Genomic DNA, 20,657 nt, shown 5'->3' on the forward strand with positions numbered 1-20,657 from the left:
TCAACAGCCTACACTCAAGGAGCTGTTTCCAGGAACTTCGCGGTCGGGTTCTTCTCCATCGCTGTACGCATCGCATATTCGTTCTCGAACAGCACCACGTAGTTGCCCTTCTTATCGGTAACCAGCGTAGAGTTGATGCGGAATTTGCCCGGGTCCGGTTTATTCTCATCCACGATCCAGCGTGCGAACTGATATGACATCCGCTGCAGCTGAACATCCACGCCGTATTCCCCCTTCATCCGGTACTCAAACACCTCAAACTGCAGCTGTCCGACTACTCCCAGCAGAATATCGTCAAAGTTGACCGTGCGGAACACCTGAATCATGCCCTCTTCCGTCAGCTGATCAATACCCTTCTGGAACTGCTTCGATTTCAGTGCGTTTTTGATGCTTACTTTGGAGAAAATCTCCGGTGAGAACGTCGGCAGCTCATCGAACTCCATATCCCCGGCTTGACTGAGCGTATCCCCGATCCGGAAAATACCCGGGTCAAACAGCCCGATAATATCGCCCGGATACGCCTCTTCGACGATATCGCGGTCTTGGGCCAGGAACTGCTGCGGCTGGGACAGCTTGATGTCTTTGCCTGCACGGACATGCTTTACGCTCATGCCGCGCTCGAACTTGCCGGACACGATCCGCAGGAAAGCAATCCGGTCGCGGTGGGCCGGGTTCATGTTTGCCTGGATTTTGAATACATAGCCGGTAAATTTCTCATTGGTCGGCTCAATGGAGCCAACTGTGCTGCGGCGTGGCTCCGGCTTCGGTGCAAGATCCAGGAAGTTGTCCAGGAAGGTCTGCACCCCAAAATTGTTGATCGCACTGCCGAAGAATACCGGAGTAAGCTCTCCGCGAAGTACCTTCTCATAGTCAAAAGCATCGCCCGCAACGTCCAGCAGCTCCAGCTCCTGGCACAGCTGATCATGCAGGTACTCACCGGCCATCTCACGGATGATCGGGTCACGGTAGCTTTCCACCTTTTGCACTTTAATTACAGAATGGTCATCACCCTGGAACAGCTCCACCTGATTCTTCATCCGGTCGTACACTCCGCACAGTTCGCGTCCGCTGCCGATCGGCCAGTTCATCGGAACAGAACGGATGCCCAGCACATTCTCAAGCTCTTCCATCAGATCAAACGGACTTTGGCCTTCGCGGTCCAGCTTGTTGATGAACGTAAAGATCGGAATACCGCGTTTGGCGCAAACCTGGAACAGCTTGATGGTCTGTGTTTCTACGCCCTTCGCCACGTCGATCAGCATCACCGCGCTATCCGCAGCCGTTAACGTACGGTAGGTGTCCTCACTGAAATCCTGGTGACCCGGGGTATCCAGAATGTTCACCCGATGGTCTAAATAGTCGAACTGCATCACAGAGGAAGTAACGGAAATCCCGCGCTGTTTCTCTATTTCCATCCAGTCACTTGTTGCATGTTTGCTTGCCTTACGGGCTTTAACCGTTCCCGCTAACCGGATGGCTCCGCCGAACAGCAGCAGCTTCTCCGTAAGTGTTGTTTTACCCGCATCCGGGTGGGAAATGATCGCAAAGGTTCTGCGTTTGTCCACTTCCTGTTGCAGCTTCTGATCCGGTGCCTTATTCATTGCACATATCCCTTCATATATAAATTCATGCTTCTGCTTATATCACACGGGTTGTTCATCAAATCGGCGCTCTGCTCATGAGTACAAATCCCTTCATTGGTGAATTCATTGTTATCCCATAATAGTCTCCAGTTCCGCTTCTAGTGAAAGCATCCTTTAAAGTATATCAAAATCCGGCAAACTTTATCTACAAAAAAGCGGCTTATACCAAATATCTTGTAAGAAAAACAGCGATTGCAGCCTATTCTGTACAGCCCTCGGCCCATATGAGGCTATTTTGCGTGAATTTCACCAAGTGGAAACGGCTTTGCCGTCCTTTTTAAGGACAGTATCGTTTCAGCGAGAAATAGAAGGATAAGTTATCGTGTGAAACATATAAATTCTTATATTTGGACAAACCCGTCCCCACGCTAACGGGGGTATCGCAAAAAAGCTCTCCCTGCAGCCTCTGCAGGGGGAGCTTAAAATCTTGCAGCTTATTCAGGTCTTAGCTGTTAACCCGCCAGACCACATTGTCTTCTTCCTGTCCGTTCACTGGCCACCAATGGAAACCTTCCTGAGCCAGCAATTGATCGGCTTCCACCGGCCCCCACGAACCTGCAGGGTACGAAGCCAGATCAGCCGTTTCTTCCTTCCACGCTTTGGCAATACGGTCCACGAACGACCATGCCGATGAAACCTCATCCCAACGGGTGAAATAGGTCGAATCTCCACGCGCCGCATCATGCAGCAGACGCTCATAAGCTTCCGGCGAGTTGATCCCCACCATACAGCTTTGGCAGAAATCCATAGCCAGCGGCTGAATTTCTGATTCCGAGCCCGGTTTCTTGGCATTAATCTTCACATAGATGCCTTCCATCGGATTCACGCGGATAACGAGCAGGTTGGGCTCGAGGTTATGCTTTTGACCCAAATAAACATTGGTAGGCATACCCTTGAACTCTACAACCACCTCCGTCGTCTTCACCGGGAGACGTTTACCGGTACGGATGTAGAAAGGAACACCTGCCCAGCGGAAGTTGTCCACAAATACACGCGCCGCGAAATACGTCTCGGTATTGGATTCAGGGTCCACTTTGTCTTCCTGGCGGTAAGCCGGAAGGGTCTTGCCTTTATACAAGCCTTGGGTGTACTGACCGCGCACCACGTTCTCGCGCACTTCATCGGAGGAAGCATACGGACGCAACGAACGAAGTACCTTGACCTTCTCATCACGGATATCTTCAGCCAGCAAACGGCTTGGCGGTTCCATAGCGATCATCGTCAGCAGCTGTAAAATATGGTTCTGGCCCATGTCGCGCAGCGCTCCCGCATGATCGTAATATCCGCCGCGCTCTTCCACCCCAACGGTTTCACCGAGGGTAATCTGAATGTTGGCGATATGCTTGTTGTTCCAGAGCGGTTCAAAGAAGGCATTCGCAAAACGGATGACTTCGATGTTCTGCACCATTTCCTTGCCCAGGTAGTGGTCGATCCGGTAAATCTCTTCTTCCTTAAACACCTGGCGGATCTGTTCGTTCAGCTGCTCAGCAGACTCAAGATTGTAACCGAACGGTTTCTCGATCACCAGACGGTTCCAGCCTGAACTTTGCAGCATGCCACCGGCTTTGAGGTTGAACGATACGCTGCCGAACAGCTCAGGAGCAAGGGCGAGATAGAACAGACGGTTGCCAGGAATGCGGAATTTCTCTTCGATTGCCTCCGTTTGCGCGTTGAGCTCGCGGAAGCCGTCGATATTATTGATGTCCAAAGACTTGTATTCAAAATGCTGCACGAACTCATTCCATTCAGCAGCATCTCCCGCCTGGTAGCGGCAGAATTCGCGAATGGACTCTTTCACATCTTCCCGGAATTCCTCCTGGGTGCGGGGACGCCGAGCCACGCCAATTACCGCAAAATCATGTGTCAGCTTACCTTCACGGTACAAACTGTAAATCGCCGGAAAAAGCTTACGCCGGGCTAGATCTCCGGTTGCCCCAAAGATAAAAAATACAGCGCCGGGTGTATGCAGTGCATCAAGGGTTTGATTTTCAGCCATGGCTCCTCATCTCTCTGTATGTAATATAGTTGACAATCATTCTCAACGTCCGTCAAGTTATAAAAAACGCATGACGGCGTGATGTCATTTTATCATATTCGCAGAAAGGATGCTATCACATTCCTGACAGTTTTTCTCGGGATTTCGTAATTTTCCATTAATCTTTCTTATTCGTTTACATAGTCCAGCTTATATAACAATTAATGTCTATTACCTTCGGATTTCATCGAATCCGCCCTCAATATTCAATCGTGATCAGCGGCAACCCGATCGTTACCCGGTTGCTGTTGTTGTTGCCGTTCTTATGAACAGCTGTCTGCATAGCGACAGCATGCTTCCCGCTGCTCACATAACGCGCCAAACCCGGGACACTGTAAGAGCGGCTGTACGTGGTTTCGTCTTCATAGTCTTCCACCGCCTGCAAGCCGGAGATCGCGGCAGCGATGGCCTGTTCTGTATGAACAAGCGCTTCGCGCGGGGTTCCCTGTGTGGACGCCACGCCCTGAAGGGAAACATTCCACTCCGGCTGGATGCCGGCAGCCTGCATCTGCACACCCGCTTCTTGCGCCGCTGCCTGAAATGCCGTTGCCTTGAGCAGATCAGCCGTTTCCAGAGTTACGATCACGTAGCTGCTGCTTTGGTCAATCCCGCTCCAGAACAGAGAGGTTGTCCCTGACGGGTTAAAGGAAGCGGCAGCACGGAAGGTTGTGTGTCCATCTTCTTCACTGTGCTCCAGCGTTCCAAGTCCGAGACGTTCAGCCAGGCCGGAAGCTGCTTCCGCAGATTCCGCAGCGTTACCGCTGTATTCTCCCTGCCATTTCAGCACAAGCCGCAGCGGGGATCCCGGTTCAGTGGATTTCCGTCCGGCTGTAACCAGCAGCTCCAGACCTTGTTCCAGTCCAGCCCCTTCGGAAATGATAACATCAGCTGCAGCCGATGCCGTCACAGCCTCTCCGCCTGCCCCACTGCGGAACCCCGCCAGTAATAGTGCCGCAATACACATGAATAGCAGCGCTAATGTGGCCTTCCCTCTTCCTCTGTTCCGCAGCTTCATCTCCACATCTCCCTCTCGAACCAATCTAGTAATCTACTAGAAAGGATGTCCAGGTTCAAGAGGATATATACTTCCTGAGGTTGTTATTCAGCCAGACCGTTCTTGTAAGCATATATAGCTGCCTGGGTCCGGTCTTCCACACCCAGTTTGGCGAGAATGTTCGTTACGTGAAATTTCACAGTTTTGATCCCGATAATCAGCTGGTCAGCAATATCCTGATTGGATTTGCCCTGGGCCAGCAGCTTCAGCACTTCCATTTCGCGCTCGGTAAGCTCCTTATAGGCAGGTGATTCTCCTTTGGCATTGTTACGGAAACGGTTCATCATTTTGGAAGCTACCTGCGACTCCAGCACCGATTGGCCTCTTGCCGCCGCACGGATGGCATCCGCCACTTCACTGGCCCGCGAGGTTTTCAGCAAATAGCTGAAGGCTCCGGCTTCAATGACCGGGTACATTTTTTCGTCATCCAAATAGCTGGTAAGCACGATTACCTTACAATCCGGATAAAGTTTCAGAAGTTGTCTCGTTGTTTCAATGCCGTCCATGCCGTCCATCACAAGATCCATCAGTACCACATCCGGATTATATTCCTGGGCCAGCCGGATGCCTTCTTCGCCGCTCCCTGCTTCGCCCACGACTTCGATTCCGTCCTCGGTACCAAGCACCGCAGCAAGTCCGATCCGGACCATTTCATGATCGTCCACGAGCAGTACTTTGATTGCTTCCGCTTCCTCTATCTCCATGGTTTACCCTTGCCCCCTTATTCATTAACTAGTGGTACAGTAATTTCAATGCGCATCCCTTTGCCGGGTGCGGTGATAAATTGAATGGAGCCTCCGGTTTCATTGATCCGCTCCTGCATATTGGAGAGTCCGTAGGAAGTCTGCTTACTCTCATCCATTTCGAAGCCAATCCCGTCATCCCGCAGTGTGAGGCGCACGGTATCTCCCCGGCGGTGCAGCCGGATCTCCATCTTATCCGCTTTGGCATGGCGCAGTGTATTGGAAATGGCCTCCTGCACAATGCGGAACAAATGATTCTCGATCCCTTTAAGCAGATGTACATCCGGGTCCATCTCAAACACAATCTCCATAGGAACCTTGATCTCCAGTTCCTTAATCAACTCCTGCAGCCCCTGCTCCAGACCTTTGCCCTCCAGGTACACCGGACGCAGGTGCAGCAGCAGTGCCCGCATCTCCGACTGGGCTACGGCGGACATCTCCTCGATAAGCGCAATCTGCCGCTGTGCCTTGTCAAAGTCCTTCTCCAGCGTTCTGCCTACAGCCGTCGCCGTCATGGAGATCGCGAACAGCTGCTGCGATACAGCATCATGCAGCTCACGTGCCAGCCGCTGCCTTTCCTCCATAATCGCCGATACGCGCGCCTGTTCGGCAAGCTTGGCGTTATTGGTGGACAGCCGCTGCAGTGTGTTCACCTGGTTCTCCCACTTGCCGCTGATCCGGCCAAGCTGCAAGCCAAGCCTGCCCAGTTCATCCGTACCCAGTTCCGGCATAGCCGGGGTAAGATTTCCTTTCTCCCAGGCTACCAGTGTTGCCCGCAGCCGCTCCAGCTTGCGCTTGATGCGGAAGCTCTGGTAGAAACCGAAGCCAATTCCGAAAACCATCGGCAGCAGAATTAGCGTCACCGCCGTTCTTACCCCGATCTTCCAGTTTTCAAAGGGCTGCAAATATCCGTATGTATACATAATGTACAGGATAACCAGCAGCATGACAAAGGAGAACAGAGCCCCCTCGCCCATGCTGCGCGTTACCATGCTCCTATTCTTTTCCTCCACGCCGGGAGCCCTCCCTTCTTAGCTAACGCTCATCCCTTTTAGGACATGCTTATATCCAGGTCGCCCATTAAATAAGATACATTAATCTTCACCTTATTCTCGCTGATGTCATAATTGGCCGATTTCCAATTGAGCCGGTTCAGCATTCCGGTATCCCGATGGCTGCCGAATTCGATCGAGCCGAACAGCACAAAGGCTTCAATCTCCACACCGTAGTCTTCCGACAAATGAACATCCATATCGCCAAAAATGCCCTGAAACAGCATGATGGTCTCTTTATCCTCCGCCATAGCCAGCGAAAGATCCACATCGGCTTCACCCATCACATGCCATGCACTCAGACTGCGCATCACCCATGGAGAGAGGTCCCAGTCAAACCGGGAAGAGAAGCTTTGCTTCTGCATGAACCCGCCGCGTTTCTGCATTCTTTTGGACTTTACAAAAAACATCCCCAGTGAGATCAGACAAATCCCCAATACAAGCAGCAAATGATCCAGCAGCAGCAGTACGGCACCGACTCCAAGCAAAGTATAACCCTGCTTCACCCTGCCCGATGTCGTCCGGTAAATCCCCAGCAGCAGGAACAGGAGCGCGACAATGGAGAAAAAGCCGAGCCATCTGCCAAATATCATCAAGCAGCCTATTCCAATCAGTCCGATGGCAATCAAACGGTTTCGTTTATCCATTTCGCACCTCCTAAAAGTTTTGCGCAGCAAAACTGACTTCGTAAGCATAAACTTAAGTTTTGCGCAGCAAAACTGATTAATGTTGAAGTTTCTCCAATCAATGATTGTATGCATCATGAATTGGAGAAACTTCCACCTATAGCCGCATCCCGCTACAAAAGCCATACCGGTATGGAGAATCCATACCGTATGGCTTTACCTTGTTCAGCATATCATATACGCCTATTGTTTAGGAACTGGCTTATTATTCTTTTTTGTCAAGCGACGGGGATGAAGAAGTTGGGTTCAGCTTGCTCTTAAGTGCAGCGAGCTGCTCATCCACTTTAAGCTGCTTCTCGGCATCTACAGGCTTGCTGTATACACCGGCCGAAGGGCTGTAAGGGGCACGCATAACATCTGCTTCTGCTTCAAGCTGCATGATCTTTTCTTCCATACGGTGGAATCCGAGCGATGCGCTGCCGCTTTCGATGGCATGAACACTGCTGATTTGCGACATTTGCTTCTTGGCTTTCGCCATTTGTGCACGGGATACCAGCTCGTTGCGTTTGTTGCGCAGTTTGTAGAACTCATCCTTCATGTCATGCAGCTGCTGTACCAGTTCTTTGGCTTGCACTTCAGCTTGAGCATGAAGATCGCTGTATTCAACCTGCTTCTGGTCGAAGTAGATTTTTTCCTCCAGCAGCTTGCGGGTTACTTCTTCCTGACCATTCTTCAAGGCAAGCTCAGCCTGTGCCGCACGTTGTCCGGACATTTTGGCTGCTTCATCGACGCGCTGTTTCATCCGGCGCTCATTGGCCATTTGCTTCGCTACAGTAACCTCAGCTTCGTGAATTTCTGCCTCCATATCGCGCAGATATTGATTCAGCATTACAATTGGGTCCTCTACCTTATCCAGCAAGTCGTTTACCGACGCCTTTGTCATATCTTTAATCCGTTGAAATACTCCCATGTTTTACACTTCTCCCTTCTCGTATTTAGCAAGTTTTTGTTTAAGCTCTTCGACTTCTTTCTGCAGGGCCTTCTTCTCAATATCCTTCATCATGGCATCCAGACCGGAGTCCGGGGCCGAGTAAGCATTTGCTTTGTCATAACCGGGGTTATAGCCCGGCTGACCGTTATTCGGACCATATCCTCCCTGTCCATGAGGACCCTGCGGGCCTTGCGGGCCGCGTCCATATCCAGGTCCTCCGGAGTAAGGGCCGCCATAAGGGCCGTTCGGAGCTCCGGGTCCAGGGCCAAAAGGATTATACTGCGTTGGCTCCTTGGGAATGACAAGCGCTGCAACAAAGTACACCAGAATCGTTGCGCCCCCGGTAAAGGGGATGCTGACCAAGAGCAATATCCGGAACAGGGTGGAGTCAATACCGAGAGTCTCGGACACTCCTCCTGCAAGCCCTGTCATTACCTTGTCTCGGGTTGAACGGTACAATCGGCTCATAGTACTACTCCTTTCCGTCATTGTTAAGCTTCTCCTTCAGACGGGCCATTTCTCTTTCCAGTACAGTTGCTACGGTTTCTCCAGCCTGCAATGCGTATTCCTGCCCCATCCGGCGCAAATCGCGCAGACTCTTCGCTTCCAGCTCCCAGTCGTTCATCCGGTCTTCCAACCGTCCGAACATCTTGGGAACATCACCGCCGTTGCCGTAAGTTCCGGCTCTTTGGTTCATCCGCTGCTGAAGCCTCAGGGACTCCATCCGTGCCGCATAATACTGGCGTTTGTTATATACGGTCTGATATTCGACTTTCAGTTCATTAAGCTGGCTTTCCAGCTCATACAGCGATACTTGGCTCTGTTCCAGCAGCCCGCTGTACTGCTCCAGCTTTTCCTCGTGAATGATCTTTTCCTGCAAAGCCAGCTTGGCGAGATGATCCTCTCCTGCCTTAAGTGCCAGCAGCGCCTGTTCTTCACGCTTATTCTTCATGGCCGTTGCCTGGTTGACTTGCTGCTGCAATTGCTTCGTGTGGGAAGCGTATTGCTGATACAGTCTTTCAGCTTCACCGATTTCTTCACGGGTTGAATGGAGAAATTGGTCAATCAGCTTCACAGGGTCCTGGCTTTGTTCCAGACGTTCATTTAGATTAGCTACGGTGATATCCCTCATGCGGCGAAAAACACTCATGATTTCCTGCTCCCTCCCTGCTTCTTAGTAAGTAAACTTCTAAAAACTTAGTATGTTCTGTTTTGTTTGCCCTTCAGTACTGAGATTCCCCAAACCACAAGCGCGATACCGAGCAGGGGTCCGATGATCCAGGAAAGCTTGGCAATCAGCGACATGACACCGATGAACATTACGACCCAGCCGATAATTTTGCGTCCGCTTTTAATTCCGTAGTACCCGAGAACAACCAGCAATACCGGGAACAGAATTCTGAAGACTCCGTGAATCAGAGGAAGCGCAATACCCATCAGCATTATTGCTCCGAGCACGATCAGCACAACCGCAAGTCCATTACCTTTTCTATTTTGCATTTTCTCACCGCCTTTCGTTGACCTCAACCTTATAACCTTATTCTAGGGTAAACCGCAGACTTTCAAAACAGACCGTGGACGGTTTTATGAACTGGACCTTAGTCGGGGCAGGTGTAGGACTGCAGGCTGCCGGAGGCGGAAACAAGCCGAACTCTCTGCCGGGAGAGACTTTAAACATCGCTAGTGTGTATAATTGTTGCAGGTATCCCTTAATATAGCTTCTGCAGCATGCAGAGGAACAAAGGAGCACACACCTTGAAGACATTGTTAATCGTTGAAGATGACCGGAGTCTCAATAAAGGCATCGCCCTGACCCTTTCCCAGAATGATCTATCTATACAGCAGGCTTACGACATAGCCTCAGCGGAGCTGATTCTCTCTTCCCTTAAGATTGATCTTATTATTCTGGATATCAATCTTCCCGACGGAAGCGGGCTGGATTACTGTGAGAAGATCCGGAGAACCTCGCAGGTGCCGATTATCTTTTTAACCGCGAACGACATGGAGCCTGATATCGTTACGGGGTTTGAGCTGGGAGGCGATGATTATATTACGAAACCGTTCAGTCTGATGGTCTTAAGGGCAAGAGTCATGGCCGTCCTCAAAAGATCTTCCCCGCACAGCGAGGACAAAGTAACGATTGGACCCTTAAGCTTCGATTTCGGAAAGCTGGAGTTTTATAAGAACCAAGAGCAACTGATCCTTAGCAAAACCGAGCTGAAGCTGCTGAAAATATTTGTCACGAACTCCGGCATTATTTTAAATAGAGAACAGTTAATCGACAAGATCTGGTCGCAGGAGGCTGAGTTTGTGGATGAGAACGCGCTGACGGTAGCCGTCAAACGGCTGCGGGCCAAGATCGAAGACGAGCCTGCGGCTCCACAGTACATAAAAACAGTCTACGGCCTCGGATATTTGTGGGCGGAAAGGCCAAACCCATGACAAGCAGCAGACAGATCGATTACTCCAAACACATCAGCCTTATATTTTCGGTAATCTTCGTAGTTCTGGTATTTGGTTATTCGGGAGTAATCTTTTTTCTAATAGGGGATCATCCGGCTCTCCCGGGACTCACTGCCCTCTTCGTGTCTTTAATGCTCCTCATGGGAGCTGCCTGGAACTGGTCGTCGCGGCGGCAAATTACAGCCTTCAGAAATTCAGTGGATGAAATGGTGGACCGGGCGATTTACGGACGGGAGAAAATGACCGATTTTGACGAAACCCTCCTCTCTTCCCTGGAGCATAAATTGTTGCGTTACATTGAGATTTCCAAAGCGAATGAACAGAACCTGGAAACGGAAAAGAACAGAATTAAAGAGCTGATCTCGGATATTTCGCATCAAACCAAGACGCCCCTATCTAATATCATGCTCTTTAGCCAGCTGCTTGCCGAAGTCCCGGAGCTGGATGAAGAATCCCGGCAGCTGGTGGGCCATATTGGGCTGCAATCAGAAAAGCTCGAATGGCTGATTACCTCCCTGGTCAAGATGTCCCGGCTGGAAACGGGGATGATCACCCTGAACAGCACGGCCAATCCCGTTATTCAGACGATAACCCGGGCCGTATCCCATATCTATACCCGTGCGGAAAGTAAACAGATCGATATTCATATCGATTGCAATCACCTTGCAAAAGCCCGTCATGATCCGCAATGGACCAGTGAGGCCTTATTTAATCTATTGGAAAATTCGGTGAAGTACACAAAGGCAGGCGGTAAAATTTCGATCGTGACTGAAAGCAATGAAATGTTTACCCGGATAGATGTTTCGGACACTGGCATGGGGATTCCCCAGGATGAGCTTAAGCACATCTTCAAACGGTTCTACCGGGGACACAGTGCCAGGGAATATGAAGGCATTGGAATCGGGCTGTACTTGACGCGGAAGATTATCAGCATGCAGGGAGGTTTTATTACAGCGGTATCCGAGCCAGGCAGAGGAACAAAGCTGTCTATGTTTCTCCCCCAAATCTAAATGTGTCATTATCATCAGATTTCAGACACTGTCCAGTTAGAATTGTCTGATATCTTAAGAGCATCAAAGATTATGGAGGATGAATCACCATGCCTATATTAAAAATTGAACACCTCAAGAAATATTATGGCAAAGATCCGCAGACGACGGTTAAAGCGCTGGACGATGTCTCTCTGTCTGTTGAGAAAGGCGAGTTTCTGGCCATTGTCGGCACCAGCGGCAGCGGAAAAAGCACCCTGCTTCATATGCTCGGCGGCCTGGACCGGGCCACTGAAGGCAAGGTGATTGTGGATGGGAACGATATCTTTGCGATGAGTGATGAGAAATTGACGATTTTTAGACGCAGATCGGTTGGTTTCATCTTTCAGAGCTATAATCTGGTACCGATTCTGAATGTGCTCGAAAATATATTGCTTCCTATAGAACTGGACGGCGGCAGAATTGATCAGAAATATCTGGATGAAGTGATCCAGGCTCTGGGACTTCAGGGGAAAATCCACAATCTGCCGTCAAACCTTTCCGGCGGGCAACAGCAGCGTGTTGCGATTGCCAGAGCACTGGCAACTAAACCTTCCATTATTCTGGCTGACGAGCCTACAGGCAATCTGGACAGCAAAACGAGCCAGGAGGTTCTTATTCTGCTGAAGCAGCTGAGCGAGAAATTCAATCAGACCATTGTCATGATTACTCATAACGAGTCCATCGCCCAGACTGCCGACCGCATTATTAGAATTGAAGACGGACGTATTGTTTCCGGCAACGAGACGATATCCACCGGGGTTAAGACGTTATGATCACAACCAACAACCGTAAAATTGTAAACCGCCTCGCTCTAAAAAGCCTGAAAGCCAATCCAATGCGCAATCTGGCCGTAATCTGCGCGGTTATCCTGACTACACTGCTCATTACCTCCATCTTTACCATGGTCTTAAGCATCAACAAATCGATGGAATTAGCCCAGATGAAAACGGTTGGCTCTGACTTCCACGGAGGTTTCAAATATCTGGCCCCGGCACAGGTCGAAGCACTGAAGAAACATCCCTCTATTCGGGAATACGGTGTTACGCTTAAAGCTGGAGAGTTAACAAATGATGTGTTCAAGGATAGTCGGGTAGAGGTCTTACAGATGGATGAGAACAGCGCAAAGCATGGTTTTATAAAATTCATTGAAGGCGGGCTGCCTGCCGCAGAAAATGAGGTTGTGCTGAACACCTGGGTGATGGACAAGCTTGGCATCAAGCATGCACTGGGCCAGCGAGTTGCTCTGGATATAGATATCGGGGAACGCGTGATTCAACAGGAATTTATAGTTTCGGGGTATTATTATGCGGACAGAAATCTAGCCATGTCTGGGCTGGCTTTGGTATCGGAGGCTTTTGTAAACAAGAATCTGTCCTCTATCGATCGGGAGAAGTCCATAGCCGACGGTTCTTATGTGAATACTTACGAGCTAAGTGTGATGTTCAGCAATGCCGTCGATATCGAAAAAAAGCTCAATAAGGTACTCAAGGACACAGGTGTAGATGCCCCGATCGGGATAAACTGGGGGTACACAACTTCCTCCCTTTCGGATAACATCATCAAATTTGTTCCCTATATGGGAGTCATACTCATTATCATGCTTAGCGGATATTTGCTGATTTATAATATCTTCTACATATCGGTAGTGCGGGATGTCAAATTTTACGGCCTGCTGAAGGCAATCGGGACCACGCCGCGACAACTGAGGAGAATTATTATTAGTCAGGCGCAGCTTCTGTACCTTGTCGGACTGCCCTTTGGCCTGGCTTCCGGTTATGGTATTGGCCGGTGGTTGACCCCAATGCTTAGTAACATCTCTCCTGAAACTATGGAAGCTTCCAATTCAGCCAGCCCGTGGATTTTTATTGGGGCTGCCGTGTTCTCCTACCTGACGCTTTGGATCGCTGCCAGCAAGCCGGGCCGGATGGCCGCACGGATCTCCCCGGTGGAAGCAGTCAGATTCGCAGGCGTGAGCGTGAAACGGCGGATGAAGAAACGCTCAACACGCGGGGCAAAACTTTACAATATGGCCTTCTCCAATCTGTTCCGCAATAAAAAGAAGCTGTTTCTTATGCTGACCTCGCTTTCCTTAAGCATGGTCTTGTTCAGTGTTATCTTTACCGTGATCTCATCGCTGGATGTCAATAAGTACCTGGAGACTTATATCGCCGGTGACTTTGTAATCCGCAATAACGCTATTGTGTATACCGAAGGCGAACAGACCGGAGATCCTTACAAACTTTCGGAAGCGTTCAAAAGTACTCTGGATAAGATTGACGGAGTGGAACAGGTGGACAATGTATATTATAAATTCGAAAAATACACTTTGGATGACACGATACGCGCTTCACTGAAACCTCAAGCAGAGGTACTTAAACCCGAACCTTTCCTTGTACAAACTCTTAAGAATAACTTCATTATGCTCGATCTGTACGGCATTGATGGCGGCTGGTATGACCTGGTGCAGAAGGATGTTATTGAAGGAACCTTCGATAAACAGAAGTTCGCTTCCGGTAACTATGTGCTGGTGACAGAAGCTATGATGCATGGGGAAGATACTTATGAAACTTATTATCATCCCGGTGACACGATCAAACATCCGGGTCTGGGAAAGAGTTATGAAGTCATGGCCGTTTTAAAACTCGATGCCCTTTATGCAGCAACTACTCAATCATATCCAATCTATGGGTACAACACCTTCCTTCCCGCCTCAGAATTAACCAAGGCGCTGCCGGCGGGAAGCAATCCGCCTATGGGGTTGTCAGCAACCATTCACGCCGATCCGGCCAAGCTTAGCAGTGTTGAACAGGAGGTTAAGTCCATTGTAGCTTCAAGTGATGAGCTGGTCTTCAAATCAAGAGAAGATTACAAGGAGGAGCTTGGCTCGTTTATCCGCATTTTCCAGACGGTCGGCTACGGTCTCAGCTTTGTCATTGCGCTCATAGGCATCCTCAATTATATCAATACCGTTATTACCGGGGTCATTACCCGCAGAAATGAATTCGCCTTACTGGAGAGCATCGGTATGACCAAGCGGCAACTGAAAAGGGTTCTGGTCTATGAGGGAATGTACAATGTCCTGTTGACCGTAGCGATCACCTCCACCTTAGGCCTATTTCTGACTTACATCATTTCCAAAAACATAGCGGATAATATGGCCTTTACGGTCTACCACTTCAGCTGGCTGCCCTTTGTTCTGGTCATTCCGGTCCTGGCCGCTATTGCGTACACTGTAACGCTAAGCTCCTACAGCTTACTAACCAAGGCGACAGTTGTTGAAAGATTGCGGCAAGCAGAATAACCCCTAACGATGAAGCAGATCCGGGCAGCCGGGTCTGCTTTTTAGGGTCAGTCCCTTATCCAGTTGCAAAAGAGACTACATTCCTCCATATTCTTTCTGCATTCCTCCATACGTTTGAATGCGAAACAGACTTATAATGAGTCTGTCTCATTACTTCAGCATCCACCTTAGGAGGTTATTTCCTTGTCCATTCACTATGATGCGAAGCTGCAAATCTTCCATCTGCAAACTGAAAATACCAGTTATGTATTCGGCCTGGCCCGCGGTACGTATCCCCTACATCTGCATTGGGGCAAAAAAATCCGCAGCTCTGCCGTTTCTGATTTATTCGATCCCGGAGCTATGGGCTTCAGCAGCACCGTTGATCCGGCAGAACCTTCGCTCTCCCTGGATACACTCCCCCACGAATATCCGGGCTATGGTTCGGGCGATTTCAGGGAGCCCGCTTACGTAGCTGAGCTGGCCAACGGCACAACGGTCACGGAACTCGCTTACGTGTCCCACAGCATCCTCAAGGGAAAACCGGCGCTTGAAGGCCTGCCGGCTGTATACGCCGAAACCGAAGAGGAAGCCGAAACGCTGCAGTTGGTGCTGGAGGATTCACTTGCCGGCCTCAGGGCCGAACTGTCTTACACGGTCATGAAGGGTTTCGATACCATTATCCGCTCGGCCCGGCTGATCAATACCGGAACCGCCCCGCTTAAGCTGAACCGGGCCTTGTCCCTGGCGCTCGATTTCCCGCATGATGAATTCGAGCTGATCCATCTTTCCGGCTCCTGGGCCCGGGAACGCCATTTGGTCCGTGCCCCGCTGCGCAGCGGAAATCAGGGCATCGACAGCAAACGCGGAGCGAGCAGCCATCAGCAGAACCCCTTCCTGGCCCTGCTCTCCCCGAATGCCGGCGAAGACAGCGGAGAAGCCTATGGCTTCAGCCTTGTCTACAGCGGCAGCTTCAGCGCCGGGGCCGAAGTGGACCAATACGGGTCCACCCGGGTCACGATGGGCATCAATCCCTTCGGCTTCCGCTGGCTGCTTGAGCCGGGCGAAAGCTTCCAGACACCGGAAGCTGTACTCGCTTATTCCGATGCGGGGATCGGCGGCATGTCCCGTATTTACCACCGCTTGTACCGTACCCGTCTGGCAAGAGGGCTGTACCGCGATGAACCGCGTCCGGTGCTGATCAACAACTGGGAAGCCACCTATTTCGGCTTTGATGCGGACAAGATCGAAGATATCGCCCGTGCCGGACAAGCGCTTGGCATTGAGCTGTTCGTGCTCGACGACGGCTGGTTCGGCCGCCGGGACGATGATACCACTTCCCTGGGAGACTGGTTCGTGGATAAACGAAAGCTGCCGCAGGGCCTGTCCGATCTGGCGGAACGGGTGAACCGGCTTGGCATGCAGTTCGGCCTCTGGTTCGAGCCGGAGATGGTCTCCCCCGACAGTGAGCTGTACCGCGCCCATCCGGATTGGTGCCTGCATGTGCCTGACCGCAGACGCAGTCAAAGCCGCAATCAATTGATCCTCGACCTGTCCCGGCCGGAGGTCTGCGACTACATTATAGATGCCGTTAGCAGCGTATTGTCATCAGCTCCGATCACTTATGTCAAATGGGATATGAACCGCCATATGACGGAGATCGGCTCCGCGTCGCTGCCGCCCGGGCGCCAGGGGGAAACTGCCCACCGCTATATGCTGGGGCTGTACCGGGTAATGGAAGAAATCACATCCAGCTTCCCGCATGTGCTGTTCGAGAGCTGCTCCGGCGGCGGCGGCCGGTTCGATCCGGGCATCCTGCACTACATGCCGCAGACCTGGACCAGTGACAATACCGATGCCGTAGAGCGCCTCAAGATCCAGTACGGCACAAGTATTGTCTATCCGGCCAGCGCCATGGGCGCACATATCTCGGCTGTGCCGAACCATCAGGTTCACCGCAGCACCCCGCTCTCCATGCGCGGCGATGTGGCGATGTCCGGCAACTTCGGGTATGAGCTGGACCTGACCCGGTTCACCGAACAGGAGCAGGCGGAAGCCGCTGCCCAGGTTGCCTTCTACAAAGAAATCCGTTCGCTTGTTCAGCAAGGGGATATGTACCGCCTGCTTTCGCCGTTTGAAGGCAATGAAACGGCTTGGATGTTCGTCGCCGAGGACCAGTCCGAGGCATTGGCCGGCTACTTCCGTGTGCTGGCCGGACCGAACACCGCCCGCCCCCGTCTCCGTCTTCAGGGACTTGATCCGGAAAAGGATTACGTGCTTAAAGAGACCGGTACCGTATACGGCGGAGACCGGCTGATGTATGCCGGACTTCTCCTACCGGAGCTGCACGGTGACTTCCAGAGCAAGCTGCTGCATTTTGTTGCAGTAACAGCATAAGTTATCGCCAAACAAACAGGCCCGCGTAGGATGCGAGGCCTGTTTGTTTGCAATCGAGAACAACTAACCTGTTTTCATTCCTTGCAGCCTGCGGACCTGGCTTATTTGGTATACAAACGGGCTGCGAATTCATCCAACACCTCTTGGCTTAGAAATGGAGCAAGTGGCAGCAGCGCCCCTGCGTCTTTTTCAGCAAATGCCTTACGGGCGCATTCACCCAGAACTTCTTCACTGAGGAAGGGGGCCAGTGCCACCAGATTGCCGATTGGCCCGATCTCTATCACCTTCCTGGCGCATTCATCCAGCACTTCATCACTCAGAAAAGGAGCCAGCGCCACCAGGTCGCCGATTGGCCCGATCTCTATCACCTTCCTGGCGCATTCATCCAGTACTTCCTCACTCAGAAAAGGAGCCAGTGCCACCAGATTGCTGATTGGCCCGATCTCTATCACCTTCCTGGCGCATTCATCCAGCACTTCATCACTCAGAAAAGGAGCCAGCGCCACCAGGTCGCCAATCGGCACATTGGCCTTTACATGCTCAAACACCTCTTCGATTTGTTCCGTCTTAAGCAGAGGCGCAACTTCCAATATTTCTATTGCAGATACCTCATGCTGATGCAGGTAATCCTCAGTTGCATTTTCCAGCACACTTGTTAGGATCGCTGTCCCCCTACCCTCTTCCAGAATCTCCTCAATAGAGACATTAAAGATTTCCGCCAGCTCCGGGAGCTTAGAGATATCGGGCATGCTTGCGCCCCTCTCCCAATTGCTGACCGCCTGATAGCTGATTCCCAGCTTATCCGCGAGTCCCATTTGCGTGAGCCCTGCGGCCCCTCTTAATTTAACGATATTCCTGCCTACCTTTAGCATATCGAACATGTTACCACCCCTTCGGCTGTGATGTCCTCAGTGTATCGATTGCTGCTGATTTTGCATATCAAGCACTGCTTGAGTTCTTGCCTTCTGCGGCCTGCCGCGGAAAACGGTCACCAAAATTACAGCAGCGATAATGATAACGGCAGCGGTCAGGGTGTTCACGGTTATCTGTTCGCCCGCCAGCAGCCAGCCCAAGAATACGGCGACTATCGGGTTCACGAACGCATAGGTCGAAACCAGGGTAGCATCGGCGTTTTTGAGCAGCCAGATGTAGGCCGTGTAGCCTATAATCGAGCCGAAGACGATTAGATAACCCAGAGCTGCGTACGAACGGAGGGAAATGGCTGGAACGTCCATCTTGGACCAGTCGCCGGTAAAGAAGGAGAAAACCAGCAGCAGCGCGCCACCTGTCAGCATTTGCGCAGCCGTTGACATCAGCGGAGAATCCGGTATCCGGGCGCTGCGTGAGTACATGGAACCTGCCGCCCAACTAAGGGAAGCTGCCAGCAGGGTAATAATGCCGATCAGGTCGGTTGCAGTGCCATTGTCTCCCTGCCCCGGCTGGAAGACCAGAACGGCGATACCCAGCAATCCAAGCACAATCCCGGCGATAACACCGGGATTTGGACGCTTGCCGCTGCGGCCAAACCACCCGAACAGCATCATCCAGACGGGCACCGCAGCGACGATCAGAGAAGCAATAGATGAAGAGACCCTTTGCTCCGACCAGGCCACCATCCCATTGCCTCCAAGCAGCAGCAGCGCACCAACGATAGCGGAAGACCTCCACTCGCGTTCTACAGGACGTTTGGCTCCGCTTAGCCTTGAAATCACATACAGAACGGCTCCAGCGATAAAAAAGCGTATCCCTGCCATGAGAAAAGGCGGCATCGACTCAATCGCCACCTTCATGCCAACATAGGTTCCTCCCCAAAATAAATAAACGGACAACAGCGCAATGCCAACCCCACACATCGCGTTTGCTCCATTCTTTTGCCGCATACTGCACGTTCCTCTCTTATAAAAATTTGTACAGCCTTATGACGAGGATATGAAGGCCGATGATCTGACCTGCCGTTTCCTTGAAGCTCTGGCTGACCACCTTCACTGAGATCATGACTTTGATTTTCTGATCCAGCTTGCCCAAGTCCACAATCCCCTTGTAGCCTTTGATGACTCCATTCTTCTCCAGCTTACCTACTCTTTGATATACCGAGGGCCGCGAGATATGCAGCAATATGTGCAGTCAGCACCGCTGTATACTACTCGCCGTCATAGGTCGGCTCACTCCGCACAACGGAGCCATAGATACGCTCGAATTATATCTGGTCCACAGTCAATCAACTCATACCGCCAGTATAAATGATTCGGCTCACCTTATGCAGCCCTGTGAAATAGGAGAGCAAAATTACGACAGTAACTGTTTTCCTTGCAGCAACCCAAGAATAAATCGACCAAAGCGGAATTCAAAAACGCCATTGTTCCCCTTGAAAATAGGCGAATTGCAGGCTGTTTTTGTACAGGCAAAAAACCCTCAAGACGGAAACCGTATGAGGGTGGCTTAAGCGCTGCTGGCCCGATAAATGTATTTGCTACAATAAAAACGCCGTGCAACCGTTTATTTTTAGCTTTAGATGTATTCTATACAGTTAAAAAGGGCCGATATACTCCTTTTAGCAGGATGAGCTTTAGATAGGTGTACCAAGTGCAATTAGCTCCGTTTTAATGCCGATTTCTTCCCTTTTAGTTGCATAGAATGCAGTTACGGTTGGAAGATGGCACCTCTGAGCTGTACACAAACTAACTAAAGAGGTGAAGCTGTACTCAGAGTTCAGGAATTCATTCCTTGCCGGGCAGTCCGGCCCCGCCAAAGAATTCCCCTTCCTCCAGCCCCGACACAAACCGCTGCAGCCAGGCATAATATTCTCCCGCATGCTGGAGCTTGTCCAGGTCCCGCAGGCAGGCCTGCCGTTCCTCTTCTGGAGTGTCCTTCGCCTGGATCAGCTCCTGGAGCTCTGGCATCACCGTACCCATCGCCTCCTGCATGACATCAATTTCCCGCTGAAGCTTCAGGGTGAAGAAGTTTTTGAATGCCTGAAAAAAATCAGTCTCGGCTACATACAGCTCCTTCCGCTCGCGTTTCTCGTCCAGCTTGGTCACCATCCGGGAAGCGATCAGGGAGCGGACGCCGTAGCTCATATTGCTTTTGCTCATATTCATGACCTGCTTCATTTCCTCCAGCGTCATCGGCTTGTCCTCAAAGAACATAATCCCGTATAGCTGTCCGTAAGAAAAATTCGCTCCATATAAATCCATCGTCTGCGCTATCGCATCAATCATCGGTCGCAGCAGTTGCTCCCGTGGTGATAAATGCTGGTTGCCCTCGCCAAATGCGGCCTGCTTCATTCGCTGCACCTTCACTCTTTTTTTAGAATCGTTCCCTCTACATTACACAATACTGAAG

Annotated in this window: 19 protein-coding genes; 5 read left to right on the plus strand and 14 right to left on the minus strand. The window is 51.0% G+C overall.

From position 1 onward, the window contains the following. Positions 1-14 precede the first annotated feature (14 nt). The 10 genes from NST07_RS29265 to NST07_RS29310 form a co-directional block, all read right to left on the minus strand. On the minus strand, positions 15-1,601 hold the full coding sequence (locus NST07_RS29265; protein ID WP_341096242.1) for a peptide chain release factor 3: 1,587 nt from the start codon (positions 1,599-1,601) through the stop codon (positions 15-17). 487 nt (positions 1,602-2,088) lie between these two features. Further along, a complete protein-coding gene (gene zwf, locus NST07_RS29270) occupies positions 2,089-3,639 on the minus strand; it encodes a glucose-6-phosphate dehydrogenase (RefSeq protein ID WP_341096244.1) in 1,551 nt (516 codons plus the stop codon). A 238-nt stretch (positions 3,640-3,877) separates the two neighbouring features. After that, a complete protein-coding gene (locus NST07_RS29275; protein WP_342480656.1) occupies positions 3,878-4,693 on the minus strand; it encodes a YwmB family TATA-box binding protein in 816 nt (271 codons plus the stop codon). An 83-nt stretch (positions 4,694-4,776) separates the two neighbouring features. After that, positions 4,777-5,436 (minus strand): response regulator transcription factor, encoded by a 660-nt coding sequence (locus tag NST07_RS29280; protein ID WP_341096248.1) that lies wholly within the window; start codon positions 5,434-5,436, stop codon positions 4,777-4,779. A gap of 17 nt (positions 5,437-5,453) precedes the next feature. After that, positions 5,454-6,488 carry a sensor histidine kinase gene (locus NST07_RS29285; RefSeq protein WP_038596373.1) on the minus strand — a complete coding sequence of 345 codons (1,035 nt, stop codon included), beginning with the start codon at positions 6,486-6,488 and terminating at the stop codon, positions 5,454-5,456. Positions 6,489-6,526: 38 nt separating this feature from the next. Continuing rightward, positions 6,527-7,174 (minus strand): cell wall-active antibiotics response protein LiaF, encoded by a 648-nt coding sequence (gene liaF / locus NST07_RS29290; RefSeq protein WP_341379770.1) that lies wholly within the window; start codon positions 7,172-7,174, stop codon positions 6,527-6,529. Between the two features lie 244 nt (positions 7,175-7,418). After that, on the minus strand, positions 7,419-8,123 hold the full coding sequence (locus tag NST07_RS29295; protein WP_038596377.1) for a PspA/IM30 family protein: 705 nt from the start codon (positions 8,121-8,123) through the stop codon (positions 7,419-7,421). Positions 8,124-8,126: 3 nt separating this feature from the next. Then, positions 8,127-8,612 (minus strand): PspC domain-containing protein, encoded by a 486-nt coding sequence (locus NST07_RS29300; protein ID WP_341096253.1) that lies wholly within the window; start codon positions 8,610-8,612, stop codon positions 8,127-8,129. Positions 8,613-8,616: 4 nt separating this feature from the next. After that, entirely contained in the window at positions 8,617-9,294 is a 678-nt protein-coding gene (locus tag NST07_RS29305; RefSeq protein ID WP_342480657.1) for a PspA/IM30 family protein, read from the minus strand. 47 nt (positions 9,295-9,341) lie between these two features. Next, the gene (locus NST07_RS29310) at positions 9,342-9,644 is read right to left on the minus strand and encodes a hypothetical protein (protein WP_342480658.1); all 303 of its coding nucleotides are present in this window, start codon (positions 9,642-9,644) and stop codon (positions 9,342-9,344) included. A 255-nt stretch (positions 9,645-9,899) separates the two neighbouring features. Here NST07_RS29310 and NST07_RS29315 point away from each other — a divergent pair, with 255 nt between their 5' ends. The 5 genes from NST07_RS29315 to NST07_RS29335 all read left to right on the plus strand — a co-directional run bounded on the left by NST07_RS29315 (position 9,900) and on the right by NST07_RS29335 (position 17,315). Beyond that, positions 9,900-10,586, plus strand: a complete 687-nt coding sequence (locus tag NST07_RS29315; RefSeq protein ID WP_341096258.1) for a response regulator transcription factor — start codon at positions 9,900-9,902, stop codon at positions 10,584-10,586. Then, complete coding sequence (locus tag NST07_RS29320; RefSeq protein WP_341096261.1) at positions 10,583-11,617, plus strand: HAMP domain-containing sensor histidine kinase; 1,035 nt, start codon at positions 10,583-10,585, stop codon at positions 11,615-11,617. Before NST07_RS29315 ends, NST07_RS29320 begins: the two co-directional genes overlap by 4 nt. Before the next feature lie 89 nt (positions 11,618-11,706). Continuing rightward, positions 11,707-12,411: an ABC transporter ATP-binding protein gene (locus tag NST07_RS29325; protein ID WP_341096263.1), complete on the plus strand. Its 705-nt coding sequence runs from the start codon at positions 11,707-11,709 to the stop codon at positions 12,409-12,411. After that, positions 12,408-14,939, plus strand: a complete 2,532-nt coding sequence (locus NST07_RS29330; protein WP_342480659.1) for an FtsX-like permease family protein — start codon at positions 12,408-12,410, stop codon at positions 14,937-14,939. Before NST07_RS29325 ends, NST07_RS29330 begins: the two co-directional genes overlap by 4 nt. Before the next feature lie 183 nt (positions 14,940-15,122). Continuing rightward, entirely contained in the window at positions 15,123-17,315 is a 2,193-nt protein-coding gene (locus NST07_RS29335) for an alpha-galactosidase (RefSeq protein ID WP_342480660.1), read from the plus strand. Positions 17,316-17,416: 101 nt separating this feature from the next. On the opposite strand, the gene NST07_RS29340 is transcribed toward NST07_RS29335, so the two are convergent. The 4 genes from NST07_RS29340 to NST07_RS29355 all read right to left on the minus strand — a co-directional run bounded on the left by NST07_RS29340 (position 17,417) and on the right by NST07_RS29355 (position 20,599). Beyond that, entirely contained in the window at positions 17,417-18,196 is a 780-nt protein-coding gene (locus NST07_RS29340; protein ID WP_342480661.1) for a helix-turn-helix transcriptional regulator, read from the minus strand. Between the two features lie 27 nt (positions 18,197-18,223). Beyond that, positions 18,224-19,195: an EamA family transporter gene (locus NST07_RS29345; RefSeq protein WP_342480662.1), complete on the minus strand. Its 972-nt coding sequence runs from the start codon at positions 19,193-19,195 to the stop codon at positions 18,224-18,226. Between the two features lie 16 nt (positions 19,196-19,211). Beyond that, entirely contained in the window at positions 19,212-19,430 is a 219-nt protein-coding gene (locus NST07_RS29350; protein WP_342480663.1) for an Lrp/AsnC family transcriptional regulator, read from the minus strand. Between the two features lie 602 nt (positions 19,431-20,032). Beyond that, the gene (locus tag NST07_RS29355; protein ID WP_342480664.1) at positions 20,033-20,599 is read right to left on the minus strand and encodes a transcriptional regulator; all 567 of its coding nucleotides are present in this window, start codon (positions 20,597-20,599) and stop codon (positions 20,033-20,035) included. Positions 20,600-20,657 lie beyond the last annotated feature (58 nt).

The organism is Paenibacillus sp. FSL L8-0340 (genome assembly GCF_038593145.1).
Classification (GTDB): Bacteria; Bacillota; Bacilli; order Paenibacillales; family Paenibacillaceae; genus Paenibacillus_AQ.

What these genes read in the sequence shown, in the direction of transcription:
- NST07_RS29265 (WP_341096242.1), bottom strand. Translation starts at nt 1,601, where the DNA reads ATGAATAAGGCACCGGATCAGAAGCTGCAACAGGAAGTGGACAAACGC.
- zwf (WP_341096244.1), bottom strand. Translation starts at nt 3,639, where the DNA reads ATGGCTGAAAATCAAACCCTTGATGCACTGCATACACCCGGCGCTGTA.
- NST07_RS29275 (WP_342480656.1), bottom strand. Translation starts at nt 4,693, where the DNA reads ATGAAGCTGCGGAACAGAGGAAGAGGGAAGGCCACATTAGCGCTGCTA.
- NST07_RS29280 (WP_341096248.1), bottom strand. Translation starts at nt 5,436, where the DNA reads ATGGAGATAGAGGAAGCGGAAGCAATCAAAGTACTGCTCGTGGACGAT.
- liaF (WP_341379770.1), bottom strand. Translation starts at nt 7,174, where the DNA reads ATGGATAAACGAAACCGTTTGATTGCCATCGGACTGATTGGAATAGGC.
- NST07_RS29295 (WP_038596377.1), bottom strand. Translation starts at nt 8,123, where the DNA reads ATGGGAGTATTTCAACGGATTAAAGATATGACAAAGGCGTCGGTAAAC.
- NST07_RS29300 (WP_341096253.1), bottom strand. Translation starts at nt 8,612, where the DNA reads ATGAGCCGATTGTACCGTTCAACCCGAGACAAGGTAATGACAGGGCTT.
- NST07_RS29305 (WP_342480657.1), bottom strand. Translation starts at nt 9,294, where the DNA reads ATGAGTGTTTTTCGCCGCATGAGGGATATCACCGTAGCTAATCTAAAT.
- NST07_RS29310 (WP_342480658.1), bottom strand. Translation starts at nt 9,644, where the DNA reads ATGCAAAATAGAAAAGGTAATGGACTTGCGGTTGTGCTGATCGTGCTC.
- NST07_RS29320 (WP_341096261.1), top strand. Translation starts at nt 10,583, where the DNA reads ATGACAAGCAGCAGACAGATCGATTACTCCAAACACATCAGCCTTATA.
- NST07_RS29325 (WP_341096263.1), top strand. Translation starts at nt 11,707, where the DNA reads ATGCCTATATTAAAAATTGAACACCTCAAGAAATATTATGGCAAAGAT.
- NST07_RS29330 (WP_342480659.1), top strand. Translation starts at nt 12,408, where the DNA reads ATGATCACAACCAACAACCGTAAAATTGTAAACCGCCTCGCTCTAAAA.
- NST07_RS29340 (WP_342480661.1), bottom strand. Translation starts at nt 18,196, where the DNA reads ATGTTCGATATGCTAAAGGTAGGCAGGAATATCGTTAAATTAAGAGGG.
- NST07_RS29345 (WP_342480662.1), bottom strand. Translation starts at nt 19,195, where the DNA reads ATGCGGCAAAAGAATGGAGCAAACGCGATGTGTGGGGTTGGCATTGCG.
- NST07_RS29355 (WP_342480664.1), bottom strand. Translation starts at nt 20,599, where the DNA reads ATGAAGCAGGCCGCATTTGGCGAGGGCAACCAGCATTTATCACCACGG.